The organism is Xenorhabdus anantnagensis (genome assembly GCF_028598555.1).
GTDB lineage: Bacteria > Pseudomonadota > Gammaproteobacteria > Enterobacterales > Enterobacteriaceae > Xenorhabdus > Xenorhabdus anantnagensis.
In genome coordinates, this window is record NZ_JAQRFN010000005.1 from 83,096 (window position 1) to 99,464 (window position 16,369).

Annotated in this window: 12 protein-coding genes; 7 read left to right on the plus strand and 5 right to left on the minus strand. The window is 39.4% G+C overall.

Annotated elements, in window-relative coordinates; genetic code table 11:
• Positions 1-49 precede the first annotated feature (49 nt).
• The gene (locus PSI14_RS05735; protein WP_273574915.1) at positions 50-856 is read left to right on the plus strand and encodes an inositol monophosphatase family protein; all 807 of its coding nucleotides are present in this window, start codon (positions 50-52) and stop codon (positions 854-856) included.
• Positions 857-1,346: 490 nt separating this feature from the next.
• A complete protein-coding gene (locus PSI14_RS05740; RefSeq protein WP_273574916.1) occupies positions 1,347-2,513 on the plus strand; it encodes a hypothetical protein in 1,167 nt (388 codons plus the stop codon).
• A gap of 297 nt (positions 2,514-2,810) precedes the next feature.
• Here PSI14_RS05740 and PSI14_RS05745 read toward each other — a convergent pair whose 3' ends face one another.
• A complete protein-coding gene (locus PSI14_RS05745; protein ID WP_273574917.1) occupies positions 2,811-3,965 on the minus strand; it encodes an alpha/beta fold hydrolase in 1,155 nt (384 codons plus the stop codon).
• Between the two features lie 542 nt (positions 3,966-4,507).
• Here PSI14_RS05745 and PSI14_RS05750 point away from each other — a divergent pair.
• Both PSI14_RS05750 and PSI14_RS05755 read left to right on the plus strand, forming a co-directional pair.
• A complete protein-coding gene (locus tag PSI14_RS05750; RefSeq protein WP_273574918.1) occupies positions 4,508-4,792 on the plus strand; it encodes a hypothetical protein in 285 nt (94 codons plus the stop codon).
• 97 nt (positions 4,793-4,889) lie between these two features.
• Positions 4,890-5,201, plus strand: a complete 312-nt coding sequence (locus tag PSI14_RS05755; RefSeq protein ID WP_273574919.1) for a hypothetical protein — start codon at positions 4,890-4,892, stop codon at positions 5,199-5,201.
• 46 nt (positions 5,202-5,247) lie between these two features.
• On the opposite strand, the gene PSI14_RS05760 is transcribed toward PSI14_RS05755, so the two are convergent.
• Both PSI14_RS05760 and ybfF read right to left on the minus strand, forming a co-directional pair.
• Positions 5,248-5,982, minus strand: a complete 735-nt coding sequence (locus PSI14_RS05760; RefSeq protein ID WP_273574920.1) for a class I SAM-dependent DNA methyltransferase — start codon at positions 5,980-5,982, stop codon at positions 5,248-5,250.
• A 270-nt stretch (positions 5,983-6,252) separates the two neighbouring features.
• Entirely contained in the window at positions 6,253-7,032 is a 780-nt protein-coding gene (gene ybfF / locus PSI14_RS05765) for an esterase (RefSeq protein WP_273574921.1), read from the minus strand.
• 269 nt (positions 7,033-7,301) lie between these two features.
• Between ybfF and seqA the strand changes: the two genes are divergently transcribed.
• The 3 genes from seqA (at position 7,302) to pulA (ending at position 12,869) form a co-directional block, all read left to right on the plus strand.
• Positions 7,302-7,835, plus strand: coding sequence for a replication initiation negative regulator SeqA (seqA, locus tag PSI14_RS05770; RefSeq protein ID WP_273574922.1), 534 nt, complete (start codon positions 7,302-7,304; stop codon positions 7,833-7,835).
• Positions 7,836-7,981: 146 nt separating this feature from the next.
• Entirely contained in the window at positions 7,982-9,622 is a 1,641-nt protein-coding gene (gene pgm / locus PSI14_RS05775) for a phosphoglucomutase (alpha-D-glucose-1,6-bisphosphate-dependent) (protein WP_273574923.1), read from the plus strand.
• Positions 9,623-10,037: 415 nt separating this feature from the next.
• Positions 10,038-12,869 (plus strand): pullulanase-type alpha-1,6-glucosidase, encoded by a 2,832-nt coding sequence (pulA, locus tag PSI14_RS05780; protein ID WP_273574924.1) that lies wholly within the window; start codon positions 10,038-10,040, stop codon positions 12,867-12,869.
• 158 nt (positions 12,870-13,027) lie between these two features.
• On the opposite strand, the gene kdpD is transcribed toward pulA, so the two are convergent.
• The gene (gene kdpD, locus PSI14_RS05785; protein ID WP_273574925.1) at positions 13,028-15,742 is read right to left on the minus strand and encodes a two-component system sensor histidine kinase KdpD; all 2,715 of its coding nucleotides are present in this window, start codon (positions 15,740-15,742) and stop codon (positions 13,028-13,030) included.
• A gap of 3 nt (positions 15,743-15,745) precedes the next feature.
• Positions 15,746-16,339 carry a potassium-transporting ATPase subunit KdpC gene (gene kdpC, locus PSI14_RS05790; RefSeq protein WP_273574926.1) on the minus strand — a complete coding sequence of 198 codons (594 nt, stop codon included), beginning with the start codon at positions 16,337-16,339 and terminating at the stop codon, positions 15,746-15,748.
• Between the last annotated feature and the right edge of the window lie 30 nt (positions 16,340-16,369).

Consider the following 16,369-nt stretch of genomic DNA (forward strand, 5'->3'; position numbering starts at 1 on the left):
CCGTAATATTTAGATCCTTACCCTGCACTAATAAAGGAGGCACAAACTAATGTTGAAGATAGCCCTTGAAGCAGTAAATACCATTAGAAAACGAACGCAGGATGCTTTTGATGGAGCAGGGCAGTTTGATTACAAGCCCGATCGCTCTGTTGTCACTCAAACTGATTTAATGCTGGAAGCAGAAATTCGAGACATTTTTGCAAAACGTAGTCCGGGTATCCCTATTTGGGGCGAGGAGTTCGGGCTGAATGGAGCAGAAGAGTTTGAATCAGGCTGGATCATTGATCCTATTGATGGCACAAGGGCATTTATATATGGCATTCCCTTATTCAGTACCTTGATTGCTTTTGTTGAAAAAGGTGAACCTATTGTTGGGGTGATGAGTTTTCCGGCAATTTCAACCATGGTGTATGCATCAAAAGGTCAGGGTTGTTGGATGAATGTGGAAGGGAAGCCATTGCGTCAACTTAAAATTGCAGAAAACTCACCGGAAATTGTCGAACAAGCTGTGATCACAGCCTCAGGAATACACAGTACGAGCTATAATTCCGCTGAGGGGACGGTCGCTTATAATTTGGATGCGTTAGTAAAATCAGCTCGTGATTTTACTTTTGTGAATGATGCTTACCAACATGCCATGGTCGCAGCCGGACGTCTGCATTGCGCCATTGATACCTTGATGAAACCGTGGGATAGCGCTGCGATTTTGCCTTGTATCAAAGAAGCTGGTGGGGATTTCTGTGCTTTGAATGGCGATCGGGAAAAAGTGATGTTTGGTGGTAGCCTGATATCGGCATGTACGTCAAAACTACTTGATAATGTGGTGGAGTTAATGAGTTCCTCCATTAATGATTAAGGAATTTTATATTTAATTTTAACTTAATCAATAAAACAATCTATTAATCCATAAGGTAGGTTGTTTTATTTTTAATGATTAAATTTTTTTATTAATATTTTATTTTTATGTTTTGAAGGAATAGATATTCTTTTCTTTTGGGAGATACGTTCTTTAAGTGCATGATTAAAAATTAGTATGATACTTTAGTTAACTCATATTATAAGGGTAATTATATTCCGGTGCCTTATGCTTCATAAGTCATATCTTCATTTGATTTTTTGCAAAAATAAATAGTGACCCGATTCTTTCAAAAGAAGATAAATGAGGAAATAGTTGCTCTTGCCGCCTCGATTATTTGTTTCTTTTATGTATATGCAAGTGCACCCATGCTTATGCCAGGAGGTTCATTTATGAAAGAATAATTTCTATAATACAACTTGCATTAATCATAACTCTACGGTAGAAATAGCTGTCATTTTTTAAAGTTAAAGTAAATGCTTAGGTTGATATGGATAAAGAAATTGAGGTTTATTCTATATGTTTTTTAATTTTTTCTTTTTTAATTATTTTTTTTATTTTGTTAATAAAAGGGAAACTTCGTTTAGATGAAAGAGGTTTACATAAACAAAGTCTTTTTTGGCTAGCTATAGCTCTCCCTATTGTACTTGCATCAATAGCTAGTATTATAATTTGGGAGCCTGTTGCTAAGGATTTACAAAAAACCATCTTATCAGAAAGTACATTAAAGGTAACAGATAAAGACAAAGATAATTTAGAGTTATTACAAATACCAGTAGCTATTTTAGCATTGTCTTCTTCACTAACTTTTTTTGTTACATCGATTCATAGAACAATACAAACAAATGCGCATATTAGTAAGGTTGAGGAGCAAATAAAATTAAATTTTTATAAAAATAAAATAGATTCTTTTTATGCTCATAATAAATATATGATTGAAGATTTGGGAAGTATAAAAGTCCATAACTTCTTCTCTCTAGAAATAGAAAAGGAGAAGTTTCTAAAAGAAACGATTAATGAAACAATGTCTAATAAATATAGTGTTGATGAATTTATAGTTATTCAAAATAATAGAAAATTATTTTCGGATATTTATGAGAAAAGCTATAATTTTAAAAATGATTTACAACCTAAATTAAATGTTTCTTTTTTTGATGGAGTGCATTGTAGTGTAAATAAAATAAATTCTATTTTAAAATCTTTAGGTTTTTCTGCTTTTAATGTTATAAGCGTAAATAAATGTATTGAATCTATTATGAGTAAAAATGATAGTCAATGCTGGGAATGTTTTGCAGACTTAATGGATGAAATTGAAAGTATCAAGCGTGCTTTTTATATAACTGATTTTTTATCTTTAGATTATCTGGATGATTTTATCTATGAAGATGTCGTTTATTATGATATTATTTTTAATGAGAAAGGTCATAATGAACTTCCAGAAGAAGAATATTATTTATCATTGGAGGTTTTTATGAATGTTTGTGATCTGACTTTTAAACATCTTGAATCTCTTCAATACTTTATTGAGGAAGTATTAGATGTAATCTGTAATGATCCAATCTGTAATGTATATGATAATTGTGAATTACCAAAGATGATTTTAGATAAGATAGCTTACTGGCAATATTTTCCAAAATTATCTAATTATTGTATCTAATTATTGTATCTGATTTGATTCAGTGAAGGGGCATTTTTAGGTTATGAATGCAAAGTGTTGTTGTTTGTATATACATTCCATTTTTAATTCTAACAGAAAACTCAGGTGACAACGGTAGATCGAGGAATTTGCTGAGGTGTACAGGGAAGTATCGCTCGTACTATAGTAGGGCTAAACTATACTTTTGCCGAATACCGGGTAACATATGGAAAAATTCAACATATCACCCGATTAGTTTTAATGTAACAGAGTATATTAACCTAATTTATTGTTTATAGATGGATTTTTACTGAACTGTTAATTAACTAATTCAATTTCATTCAAGTAATTAGTATTGGTAAAGCCTTTCCCATTGAAAAAACGAATAAGAAGATCAGCCAGCACATCTGGGCGCTCTACCATCACGAGGTGATCCGATTTTTTGATGGTGGTGAATGTTGAGTTTGGGAAAATAGAAGCGCAATATCTGACATTTTCAGGTGGTGTAATGATATCGTATTCACCAGTTGTAAATAAAATGGGTTTGTTGAAGTTGTCAGCTCTCTCGTATTTCTTTTGGTTCAAAATACGCGTTTGGAGACCCTCATATCGTTCTCCTTGTTGTCGCGTTGATTCCTGTAGTGTCGTTTTTAGTAGTCTATATGTAGTATCTTTTCCTAGTATATCAGTACCAGGTTCAAGGCAAAGAATGCTTGAAATAATTTTCTCGATAGATTCATCATATTTTCCTTCACTGAGTAATTTCAACGCAGTATTTAATCGGTCTTGAATACGAGGTGGCTGAGTTAATGCTACGCCAATTAATACAGCTTTATTGAGTCTCTCAGGCCATCGATAAGAAAATTCCAGAGCAGTGGAGCCGCCGTAAGAAATACCAATAAGGTTTATCGTTTGCAAAGATAGCTCATCTAAAATATGTCGGGCACATTCGGCAAGAAATCCAAAACTCTTATTGTCTGGTATATTGTCCGAAGCCCCGGTTCCCGGTAAGTCAACCATGATTAGAGGGCCATCATCTTTAAGGAGATATTCAAGATGCGGTAAAGAATACATATCTTGAAAACCGCCAGCTATAATCAGCTTTGGTACTGCGGTTTTTGCTTTCTGGGCTGTAGTATCAATATCACCAATAACACGGAAAGCATATTTTACTCCACGCCATTCAATTTCTCTCTTGTCTTGAGGTGGAAGGCGGTGAGTTGAGTCAATAAAAGCCGCAAGAGATTCAACATTTCTGAATCTGAGCACGTCACTCCAATCTATTTTTTTTCCTAAATATTGCTCAATAAAAATTTGTATTTCAACTAAGGAAATAGAATCAGCACCAAGACTAAAGAAGTCATCTTTAATGCCCATCGATTCTACGAGTAAAACTTCTTTACATATTTTCAATACCTCATTTTCAGTGTTATTTGATTTGCGATTTTGACTTTGTAGTGATGACATTGTCATATTTGTTTCCTATTATTGAGTTTACTTTTAATTGGTAAGCCTTTATTAGCTCCTGAAAGTTTAGTACAAACCATTTTTGATCAAAAAATAACTAATTGCAACTATCACTATTGTTATCAATGGGATGGCGGAGATAGCCGCTAATCTCGGTTAGACACCGATATCTGTTGAAAAATAAAATGATCGCAGTAAGTTTTAATGTTAACTACAAGGATGTTTGAGCTAGTTTTGAATGATGCATTAAATAAATAACCACTTGAATAATTAGGATAATTTATATTATTAAAATATATTAATAATATGTTATTGATTTCGTTTGAAGTTAATATTTATTAATATTTAAACAACATAATTGGGATGCATGAAAAATATAAATACAAGAACAAATAAGGGCAGTAATTTATATTGTTATATAATGAATATTGAGGCGGTAATTTCATGTTGCCCGAATGATTTTTCTATATATTAATGCTGATATCATTTTATTTATGATAAATCCCGTTTTATTCCGTTAATATGTGTGATATTTAGCGAGGTTTAATATGCGTAAAAACACAGTGGATTCTAATGATGTTGGGACAGAAAATGATTCATTTACAGTAGAGGGTTATGTTAGTTTTTTAGTTATCCCACATAATGTAAATAATATATTTGTTACAGTAATAGGTGATAGGTCAGCAATTCATGATGCTAATTTGTATTATAATCTAACTGAAAGTCTTGGTGAGCAACTACTAACGGTTTTAGAATTAGCCGTTATCTATAAGAAAAAAGTGAGGGTGTTTGGGGAAGACAATGCTATAAAATCTGTAGCTATATATAAGTAATAATAGAGCGATATTTTATTGTTTTCACAATTTTATTTTATGTGATTTAAATGATTTTAATATTATTAATAAAATATGATATTAAGTGAGATTAATTATGCAAAAAAATAAACCGAATTCTAATAATGATACTGAAATACAACAAAACCAACTTACAGTCTCAGGATATGTTTCTAATCTTCATATAGCATCTCCTGTTTCCAGTAATGTATCTGTTGAAATAAGTGATGATTATGGTAATAAACGACTTGAGAATGCACTGTTAACTTATGGGATAAGTTCAAGTCCTGGTAACCAGATGTTGACGGCCTTAGAATTAGCATTGGTAAATAACAAACAAGTGAAGTTAATAATACATGTACATGAAGGTACAACTTATATAGACAGTGTAGGATTGATCGGAGAATAAAATATTTAATGAAATAATCCCCCTGAATTATGGGGGATTATTTTTGTTAGAAGTGACAAACAAGAGCTGTATCAAGACAGTTGCGTTGATAATCATCCCAAAAACCTGAAGGATGGCTTTTAATATCACTCTCTAACAACATTGGTTTATGCCATTCAAATTGTAAACCTGCTTTATTGATTGCATCTGCATATTGTTCACGGCTCCAACGATACATCGTAAAAGGACTGAGAGGAGTCGTAATAAATTCAGCCTTTAAGAGGGTTGTGTCTTTTACTGGTTCTTCACTCAGAACCTTTATTTTATAATTTTCATAGTTCCCTTTTGCTAATCGATAATCAGGTTCAAAGGTATAAGCTACGAGTTTACCGGAAGGCTTAAGGTGATCTGCAATTACACGAAACATTGTTGTAAGATCTTCAAGTGATTCCGCATGGCAAAATAACCAGGCCGCGACTATTAGATCAAATTTCCCAAATGATTCCATCTCACAGACATTTCTTATATGAAACTCTATATCATCATTGTATTGTTGTGATTTATTTCTGGCAATTTCTATCATTTTGTCTGAGATATCGACACCAACAACTTTTGAAGCACCAAGATTCTTAAATTTCCGACTAAAAAGACCATATCCACATGCTAAATCTAATACTGATTTTCCTTGTATATCGCCGGCTAGATTGAGGATTGTTCTAATTTCTACCTCGATATGAGGAGTTGAGTCTGAAAAACTCTCGTAAAGATGTGCAATAGGATTATATAAGATATTATCGTTCATTATTTTTTGTCCTTAATTAAAGTTAATATGTTCTATTTGTCGATGGAATATATTATTTAATATTAGTGTAATGTTTACTGATTATTTTTTTCTTACATATATTAAGATGTCAGTAATGAATTAGATATAATTATTTTTATATTAGTTCTGCTTTTTGGTTAAGTATAAGAAATAAAGGTGGGATTATCTTCAAGAGGAATTAATTTATTGATAATAATATTAAGTATGTCTTGTTTTTATCAACCCACTAAATGTGGGTTGATAGCAGAATTATTCTTTTTCTAAAAAGCGATGAATTGCCCTGAGTACAGCTTCAGGTTTTTCTGCGTGAACCCAATGCCCACAACCTGCGACAACCCAGGCTGTTGCTTGTGGAAATTGGCTGATAATATCTTCTCTATATTCCTCGGTAATATAATCTGAATTTCCTCCACGAATAAACAGGGCAGGTTTATGCCATGCAGGAATAGTTTCCCAACCGATAATCTTTTCGTATTCACTTTGCAAAACGGGTAGATTGAATTTCCATTCCCCTTGGCGGAACGATTTCAGTAAAAATTGAATAACACCTTCTTCCCGAATATCTTGGTGCATAATCTCTGTTGCTGCTTGTCGGGTTTGTACACCGGCTGCTGTAACTTTATTCAGTGCTGCAAAGATGCTGTCATGGCGGCGAACTGGGTAAGCAACGGGAGCCATGTCAATCACCACGATTTTTTCGATGCGTTCTGGTGCAACGGCTGTCATGGTCATAGCGATTTTGCCTCCCATGGAATGCCCGATAATAGTGGCGTTGGATACATTCAGCTCATCAAGGAGCGTCAGGACATCCTGCGCCATATCGCGGTAATCCATGTTTTCCATGCGTGGTGAAATACCGTGGTTACGTACATCAATTTGAATCACCGGATAATGTTGTTGTAAATCACGCCCCAATACTCCCAGATTGTTTAAATCTCCAAAAAGCCCATGAATCAAGACAATAGGAGTTGAAGATTGTGGATTTTCCGAAGTGTGAAAATGATAATTTAATTGACTATTTGCCTTCATAATTTGCCTGAATTTAATACCATTTATATAATGTTTAATATTGATATGTTTAATATCATGACATGTGAACAGTGACAAACTCAATGGGACGAAAATGGGATAAAATAGTTGTAACTGATTGATTTATTTTAGAGGGAAGTCGCTTTCCTAATGATTCTCAATTTAAAAAAGAATCACTTTAAGTTATTGAAAGTTTAATTGTTTTGTTTTTTGGTATTATATCTTATAATCCCAAAATAATTTTTCATTAAGAACAGTACTGGATAGAAATGAAAACGATAGAAGTTGATGAAGACCTTTACCGCTTTATTGCAAGCCAAACTCTGCATATCGGTGAAAGTGCATCTGATATTTTACGGCGCATATTGAAATTGGACGCCGGGCAGCCAGTACAAATTACAGAGTCTGCCAACGATCCTGCACCTGTTGTTAAAGTCCCGGTTGCCCGTTCCCGTGATGCTGTCCGCGTTATTCGTGAATTATTGCTTTCTGATGAGTACGCTGAAAAGAAAAAATCTGTTGAGCGCTTTATGCTGATCCTGTCTACACTGTATAGCCTGAACAGCGAGAGTTTTTCCAAAACAACGGAAGCGATGCATGGTCGTACCCGCACCTATTTCGCGGGTGATGAACACACTTTATTAGCCAGTGGCAAGCAAACTAAGCCTCGTCATATCCCCGGTACGCCTTTTTGGGTGATCACTAATACTAATACTGACCGTAAACGTAGCATGATTGAACATGTTATGCAGGATATGAAGTTTCCAGCAAATTTGGTTGAGAAAGTGTGTGGCACTATTTAATGTGATTATTCATTTAATGAGATTCTTAATTTAGTGAAATTCTTAAGTTAGCGAAATTCAGCTAGTTACCCTACTAATCTAATCGTTTAACTTATTTATACTGTACTGGCTTATCGCCAGTGCAGTCTCTCAGGAGAAATACTAAAGTGGCAATTCATCCAAGAGCAGGGCAGCTCGCCCAGCAGCATGATTTAATTAATGTTGCCCAACTCACTTCACAGTATTACACCTTACAACCACATCCTGAAAATCCAGCACATAAAGTCAAATTTGGCACTTCTGGTCATCGTGGCAGTTCTGGACGCAATAGTTTCAACGAATTACATATCTTGGCTATTTCTCAGGCCATTGTCGAAGTTCGTTCGCAACACGGGATTACCGGACCGTGCTATGTGGGTAAAGATACCCATGCGCTTTCAGAAGCGGCATTTATCTCTGTATTGGAGGTATTAACGGCGAATGGTGTGGATGTAATTGTGCAGGAAAATAATGGATTCACACCGACTCCTGCCATTTCTCATGCCATCTTATGCCACAACTGTCAGGGAAAAAGTCTGGCAGATGGGATCGTGATCACGCCATCCCACAATCCGCCGGAAGATGGCGGCATTAAATATAATCCCCCCAACGGCGGGCCTGCCGATACCGATCTGACTGCAATTATTGAACAGCGCGCCAATGAATTACTGGCGAACGATCTCAACGGGCTCAAGCGACAACCTTATGAACTGGCATTAAAAAGTGAATGCCTGCATCCTCAAGATTTGATTGATCCTTATGTTACTGCGCTGGGTGAAGTTGTGGATATGGACGCGATCCAGAACGCCGGTTTGAAAATTGGTATCGATCCGTTGGGCGGTTCTGGGATTGCTTACTGGCAGCGGATTGGGGAGTATTACAAGCTCGATCTGACACTGGTTAATGATAAGATCGATCAGACATTCCGTTTTATGACACTGGATCATGACGGTGTGATCCGCATGGATTGCTCGTCTCGTTGGGCAATGGCAGGGTTGTTGGAGCTGCGCGGTAAATTTGATCTGGCCTTTGCCAATGATCCTGATTATGACCGTCATGGGATTATTACACCAACGGGTTTGATGAATCCTAACCATTATTTGGCAACGGCTGTGGATTATCTATTCCGTCACCGTCCTCAATGGCCTGAAAATATCGCCGTAGGTAAGACACTGGTTTCCAGTGCCATGATTGACCGTGTTGTAGCTGATCTGGGGCGTGAATTAGTAGAAGTTCCCGTCGGTTTTAAATGGTTCGTGGATGGATTATATAAAGGCGAGTTGGGCTTTGGTGGAGAAGAAAGTGCTGGTGCATCTTTCCTGCGTTTTGATGGCACCCCGTGGTCAACCGATAAAGATGGCATCATCCTTTGCTTGTTGGCGGCTGAAATGACTGCAATTACCGGTGAGAACCCACAGCAACGTTACGACAAACTGGCAGCCAGATTTGGCACGCCAAGCTATAGTCGTATTCAGGCTCCGGCTACTCATCAGCAAAAAGCATTGCTGTCCAAACTGTCACCAGAAATGGTCAAGGCGGATGTATTGGCGGGCGATCCGATTACTGCTCGCCTGACAACCGCATCAGGTAATGGCGCTTCCATCGGTGGCTTGAAAGTAATGAGTGACAATGGCTGGTTTGCTGCCCGCCCTTCTGGCACGGAAGAGGCCTATAAAATCTATTGCGAAAGTTTTCTCGGTGCGGAGCATCGGGAAAAAATTGAGCAAGAAGCACAGGAAATCGTTAATCAGGTATTTTCTGCTGGTTGATTGAGTCCTCTGTTTCTGATTAGAAAAACAAAAGTCGCAGCGATTGCTGCGACTTTTGTTTTATGGTTCTGATAATGATTCTAGTGATGAAGTTTGTTGTCGGTACTACAACCTGAAATCTATTGGGTATACATCAAAAAATAATTCATCCTTTATTCTCCTCCCCATTTTTATTAATAAAAGGATGAGGTAAGAATGCCTATTCCCCTATTTAATCACTGTTTTTATTTTTATTTTTATTTTTATTTTTATTAAAAATTAAAGAATTACTGTTATCTTTCATTAAAAGGGTTTGGCTATGAAATCTGACTTTTGGAGAAAGATTTACCTTATTTTAGGCTGCGGGTTATTGATTTCACTACTTACACATTGCGTTCCAAATAAAACTGACTTGTTGAAAAATCAGGAGAAAGTGATGGTACATAGCTTGGATCAGGTATCAGATAGTCAACACATCTATCTCAGCCGTACAGGAACTGCTAATTTTGAACCCGTAATTTCTCAAGCTTCCGCTCACTGGGTCGATAAGCAGACGTTATTGTGGTCAGATAATAAAACATGGTCAGGTGGGGCAGGTAAACCTATTGTTCGCCTATATTACAATCACAATAATAAGGTGGAGGCCAATGACCAAGGCTATTTCACTGATAATTATCTGACACTCATTCCGACGATATTAAGTCAAAAAACAGCAAAGGAGTTCCCTCATCTGGCGAAGTGGCCCGCCTTCCGTTTGCCTGAAAATACGGATATTGATCGATTGCTGGCCGGGGATTTGGTGGTTTTGTCGGCCAATGAGCAAGGTTTATCCCTATCGGCGACCCAAGTACAAACGGCTGGTGTACTGGATGATCGTTTCTCTGATGCGGCTGATAAATTGGAATATGGGGCGCGGATAGATAATAAGGAGGTGATTTTCAGATTGTGGGCACCCACGGCACAAAAGGTTAGTCTGATTATTTATAATCAAAATAAACAGGCTATCGCCAATCACACAATGCAACGTGATGCAGCGAGTGGTTCTTGGTCATGGCAAGGCGGTAAGGAGTTGATCGGCGCTTATTACCGCTATGATTTACAGGTTTACCACCCGCAATCTCGCAATGTAGAACGCTATGAGGTTACCGATCCCTATTCTTATAGCCTGTCTACTAATTCGGAATATAGTCAGGTCGTCAATCTGGATGATGAATCCCTCAAGCCTCAAAACTGGGATCACCTGTCGGCCCCATATTCACAAAGTACACCGACGGATATTGCACGTATGGCTATCTATGAAGCGCATATCCGTGATCTTTCCGTTGCAGACAGTACGATACCAGAAGCCTGGCGGGGTAAGTATCTGGCGCTGACTGATAATAACAGTGATATGTTCAAGCATCTTGAGGCGTTGAGTCAGGCGGGAATGACTCATATGGAGTTGCTGCCTGTGTTTGATATTGCTTCTGTTAATGAATTCAGCCAGCAAGTGGCTGATCTTGAACACCCTTTTAGTCGTCTGTGTCAAATCAATCCGATGGTGAAAAATGGTCGTTTTGCCGATTATTGCCATAGTTCATTGACCGTGCGGGAGGTTTTGCAGCAATTGCAACGCGATGACAATATCAATAACCCGCAGGTGCAAGAACTGAATACAATAGTAGCAAAAACGGATTCCTATAACTGGGGTTACGATCCATTTCACTATTCAGTGCCGGAAGGCTCTTATGCCACTAATCCGGAAGGTTCCGGCCGCATAAAAGAATTTCGTTCCATGGTACAGGCTATTAAGCAGCAATTGGGCATGAATGTGATCATGGATGTTGCCTATAATCATACTGATGCGGCAGGCCCTACTTCCCGGACGTCGATATTGGATAAGATTGTGCCTTGGTATTATCACCGTTTGGATGAAATAACAGGCAAGGTTGAAAATAATACTTGTTGTTCTGACACTGCTCCGGAGCGTCGCATGTTTGCCAAATTGATCGAAGATTCACTAGTGACGTGGGTTAAAGATTATAAGATAGATGCGTTTCGGTTCGATTTAATGGGTTATCACCCCAAAGCACAAATTCTATCGGCACTGGAAAAAGTGCGAACTATTAACCCATCGATCTACTTTTTCGGAGAGGGATGGAATTCCGGGCAGGATGATCGATTCGAAACCGCTTCTCAGCTCAACCTTAAGGGAACAGGCATTGGCACGTTCTCTGACAGGTTGCGGGATGCGGTACGTGGCGGCGGGCCATTTGATGTAGCCGATAGTCTTCGCAGTAATCAGGGAGTAGGCAACGGTGCTGAAATATTGCCTAATGAAATTTCCCGGTTAGATGCGGATAACGTTCGTCATTTATGGGATTTGGTACGTATTGGCATGGCTGGCAATTTGGCTGATTTTGTCATGATCGATAAAGATGGGGCAGTGAAAACAGGCCGCGAAATTGATTACAAGGGGACTGCTGCGGGTTATGCGTCAGATCCGATTGAGGTGCTGAATTATGTATCCAAGCACGATAATCAAACATTGTGGGACATTATCAGCTATAAAGCTGCCCATGAAGCGAGTCTGATGACGAGGGTTCGTATGCAGGCAATCTCCCTTGCTACGGTATTTCTTGGACAAGGCTTGGCTTTCGATCAACAGGGTTCAGAATTATTGCGTTCAAAATCCTTTACCCGCGATTCCTATGACGCTGGCGATTGGTTTAATCGTGTTAGCTATGGCTATAAAGACAATAATTATGATGTAGGGCTACCCGAATACAGCAATGATGGTAAGAATTATCCATTGATCTATCGGGTGAAGAATCAGGTGAAAAAACCAGGCCAAAATGAATTATTACAGATGATGGCGTTTTATCAGGAGCTATTGCGATTACGTCAACTTTCACCATTGATGACTCTTGGTAATGGTGCTGCTATCAGGCAACGTGTCGATTTTGTTAATGTTGGCCCTCACCAGCAAATAGGTTTACTGATAATGACGATTGATGATGGCAATATGACCCAGAGTGATCGTGATTGGCGGTTTGATGGCTTGGTCGTCGCTATTAATGCCGCACCTTGGTCTGTGACTGTCAAAGATCTTAATATCAACGGGTTGAAATTAAATGATATTCAACGTGAATTGGGTAAGGCATCTTTGGCCGCGGGGGTGAGAATAACAGAAAATGGTGAGGTAATAATGCCAGCATGGACGGCAGCCGTATTGGTTCTGCCACAAGAAGGAATTCGTGGAACAGGTTTGCCTGTTCGCAGGAAATAACGCAATCAGGCAAATTACTTGATCATTTTGAGCCTGAATATTTTATTTACTCGTCAGGCATAAACCGATAACCGATTCCTGTTTCTGTCAGCAAATGCTTAGGACGAGCGGGATCGGTTTGACCATACTGATATTAGTTGTATTCACGTTAGCGATACTCACATATCCTCGAGAGCATTTTCAATTTTTGGTGGATCTTCCAACGGTAGAAGAAAATGAAAACTAGCTCCACCTTTTTTATTGTTAGCCGCCCATATCTTTCCACCGTGGATTTCAATAATGGAGCGGCAGATCGCCAATCCTAGCCCGACACCGGGTATGGCTGATTCTTTGCTGGCGCGGGAGAATTTATCAAAAATAAGTTTTTCTTGCCCTGATGGTATTCCTGCTCCCGCATCCCAGACTTCAATATGCACCTGTTTTTGATCGGTTTTTTTCTCAATAGTGGCTTGTATGCCCAAGGAAGTCTGTTCATTGGTGTATTTAATGGCGTTTTCCAGCAGATTGAGAAAAACACGTTCCAGTAAGGCGGCATCACAATGTAGCAATAAATTGTTGGGCAAGGAAATATCTACTGTGTAGCGATTGAGGGTATATTCCAGAGAACGCAAGGCATTGCCGACAATTTCTTCCAGTGAATACCATTCAAGATTGAGCTGAATACCACCTGATTGGAGCCGTGCCATATCAAGCAGATTATTGACCAGTCGTGAAGTGCTGAGAATTTGCTGGCGAATTTGGTTAACTTTTTGTATATGCGGCGAATTTTCTGCGGATAAATCCAACATCAGTATTTCTGACTGCCCGAATAGTACGGTTAACGGAGTGCGTAAATCGCGGGATAGAGCTGCCAATAATGAATTACGTAATTGCTCCCGCTCAGTTTCCAGTTTGGCGGATTCTGCGCTGCGGGCAAGGTATAACCGCTCCAGTGCGTTGGCGATGAGTCCTGTGAAAGTTTGTAATAGCCGTTGTTGCTCCGGTATCAATAATTGGCGCAGGTTGGGGGATTCAATGGCAAGAACGGCAAAGACCTGCGAGGGTGTGGCGATCGGCAATAATTGGTAAGGTACTCCCGGTAATGTGTCAGTGCCTGCCCCAGCCGATTGTTTTTTATCAAAACACCATTTGGCAATCGCTTCGTCAATTTGCATTTGACCACCATTGCTGGATTTCACTTGATATAAATGATGGTCGCTATCTGGCAGCAGTAACCCCGTTTTTGCCTGAAAACTATTGGATAGAAAGTGATAGCTGATACAAGCTACATCTTCTTCGTTCAGGGCCTTGCTCAATTCGCGTGTTATTTCATATAAGTGTCGTGTTCGCTGTTCGCGATAACGGGCGACTCTGGCCTGATAGCGTATGCCTGCGGTGAGGTTTCCGACAACAGCCCCGACAATCAGCATTACAGTCAGTGTGAGCAAATATTGCATATCTTTGACTGCCAATGACCAGTGTGGCTGGACAAAGAAAATGTCGAAACTGATGACATTGATGAAAGCAGCAAAGACGGATGGCCAACGACCATAAAACAGGGCGATGATGACAACGCCGAGCATGTAGAGTGTCACTAAGTTGGCTTTATCAAGAGTTAGTAAAAAAGCCCGGGAAAAAAGAGTAATGAGGGCACAGAGTACAATTGCCATCAAAAAACCCTGAATCGGGATTCGCCATTTGTCATAGAATGTTCGGCTATCTTTTGGCTCTTTGTCCCCGCGTTTTTTATCTTCCAACGCAACAATAATCAGATCTAAATCAGGGCCGAGTTTTCCCAGTCGTTCTGAAAAGTCACTGCGCCATTTAAAGCCAAAGAAATTTGAATGGGCGTTGTAATAGCGGCCAATAAGGATTTTCCCTAAATTATGTTCTCTGGCGTAGTGCAGGATTGCATTTTCTTCATAGGAGTCGGAGAGTGTTGCGGTTTCAGCCCCCAAATCTTGGGCCAGTTTCAAGGCTTGTAAAATAGTACGTCGTTTGCTTTCTGGCAATTGGTGTAGTTTGGGCGTTTCAACATAAACAGCATGCCAGATGCAATTGAGTTTTGCTGCCAAGCGAGCAGCTTTCCGAATCAGTTTTTCATTGCCCGCATTATAGCCAATACACAGCAACAAATTTTCTCGCGTATGCCATACGGGTTCTTTTCCTCGGGTATCACGAAAAGCGCGCATTTGCTCATCTACGCGATCTGCCGTGCAACGTAGTGCCAATTCACGCAGGGCAATCAGATTTCCTTTGCGAAAAAAATGTTCAATGGCACGCTCGGCCTGACTTGAAATATAAACTTTGCCATCATTGAGCCGCTGACGCAGATCATCAGGAGGCAGATCAACCAGAACAACATCATTGGCCTGATCAAATATATGGTCGGGAATGGTTTCCCGAACACGAATACCGGTAATACCACCGACAACATCATTCAAACTTTCCAAATGCTGCACATTGATAGTAGTCAGTACATCAATGCCAGCTTCCAGTAATTCTTCTACATCTTGCCAGCGTTTCGGATGGCGGCAACCTTCAGGGTTACTGAATGCCAGTTCGTCCATCAGAATAATGGCCGGATGGCGGGCAAGGGCAGCATCAATATCAAATCCCGCTGTTCTGCGTTGATGGTAGCGGAAATATTTTGGTGGTAATTGAGGCAAGCCTTTCAGTAGGGCAGCGGTTTCTTGTCGATCATGGGTTTCAACAACACCGACAATGACATCTAACCCTTGTGCCAGCAACCGTTGAGCTTCTTGCAGCATGGCGTAAGTTTTACCGACACCTGCACAAGCCCCGAAAAATATTTTTAGTTTGCCACGTGGTTTTTCATTTGCCAGTATCAGTAAGTCATCAGGATCGGGGCGTTTTGGCTCGTTTTGCACCATATCTTATTTGCCTTGTGGTTTGCCTTGTGAGTCTAGGTTATCCAATGCCAGATTCAGCTCCAGTACATTGACTATCGGCCGCCCCATATATTCCAGCAGGGGATGTTGAATATGCTGCTCGATGAGTTTATGAATGACTTCGAGCGGTATGTGACGGGCTATCGCTACACGTGGTGCCTGAAATTCAGCGGCTTCTGGGGATATATGCGGATCGAGTCCGCTACCGGATGCCATGATTAAATCAACGGGGATCGGATATTTTTGCGGATGATTGAATAAACTTACCCGGATAATGTTTTGGTCTATCTTGTTTTTCAGTTCAGGATTGGTCATAGCGAGATTACTACCCCCTGATGATAGGGTGTTGTACGGTTTCCCTGCCGTCATGGAAGGCCGGCCATGAAAATAGGTGGATTTAGTAAAATTTTGACCAATTAATTCAGAACCAACGAGTTTGCCATTCTGCTCTATTAGCGATCCTTTGGCTTGATGAGGAAATAAAAATTCTGATATTCCCGTCACCAGTAATGGATAGGCTATGCCAGTGATTAAGCTAAGAAATGTCAGCAGAACAATGGAAGAACGTAACCAGATCATTTTTCATCACCTTATTTGAAGGCCTGATTA

Excerpts from the sequence above, each read along its gene's own strand:
- PSI14_RS05735 (WP_273574915.1), top strand. The coding sequence starts at position 50 with ATGTTGAAGATAGCCCTTGAAGCAGTAAATACCATTAGAAAACGAACG.
- PSI14_RS05740 (WP_273574916.1), top strand. The coding sequence starts at position 1,347 with ATGGATAAAGAAATTGAGGTTTATTCTATATGTTTTTTAATTTTTTCT.
- PSI14_RS05745 (WP_273574917.1), bottom strand. The coding sequence starts at position 3,965 with ATGACAATGTCATCACTACAAAGTCAAAATCGCAAATCAAATAACACT.
- PSI14_RS05750 (WP_273574918.1), top strand. The coding sequence starts at position 4,508 with ATGCGTAAAAACACAGTGGATTCTAATGATGTTGGGACAGAAAATGAT.
- PSI14_RS05755 (WP_273574919.1), top strand. The coding sequence starts at position 4,890 with ATGCAAAAAAATAAACCGAATTCTAATAATGATACTGAAATACAACAA.
- PSI14_RS05760 (WP_273574920.1), bottom strand. The coding sequence starts at position 5,982 with ATGAACGATAATATCTTATATAATCCTATTGCACATCTTTACGAGAGT.
- ybfF (WP_273574921.1), bottom strand. The coding sequence starts at position 7,032 with ATGAAGGCAAATAGTCAATTAAATTATCATTTTCACACTTCGGAAAAT.
- seqA (WP_273574922.1), top strand. The coding sequence starts at position 7,302 with ATGAAAACGATAGAAGTTGATGAAGACCTTTACCGCTTTATTGCAAGC.
- pulA (WP_273574924.1), top strand. The coding sequence starts at position 10,038 with ATGGTACATAGCTTGGATCAGGTATCAGATAGTCAACACATCTATCTC.
- kdpD (WP_273574925.1), bottom strand. The coding sequence starts at position 15,742 with ATGGTGCAAAACGAGCCAAAACGCCCCGATCCTGATGACTTACTGATA.
- kdpC (WP_273574926.1), bottom strand. The coding sequence starts at position 16,339 with ATGATCTGGTTACGTTCTTCCATTGTTCTGCTGACATTTCTTAGCTTA.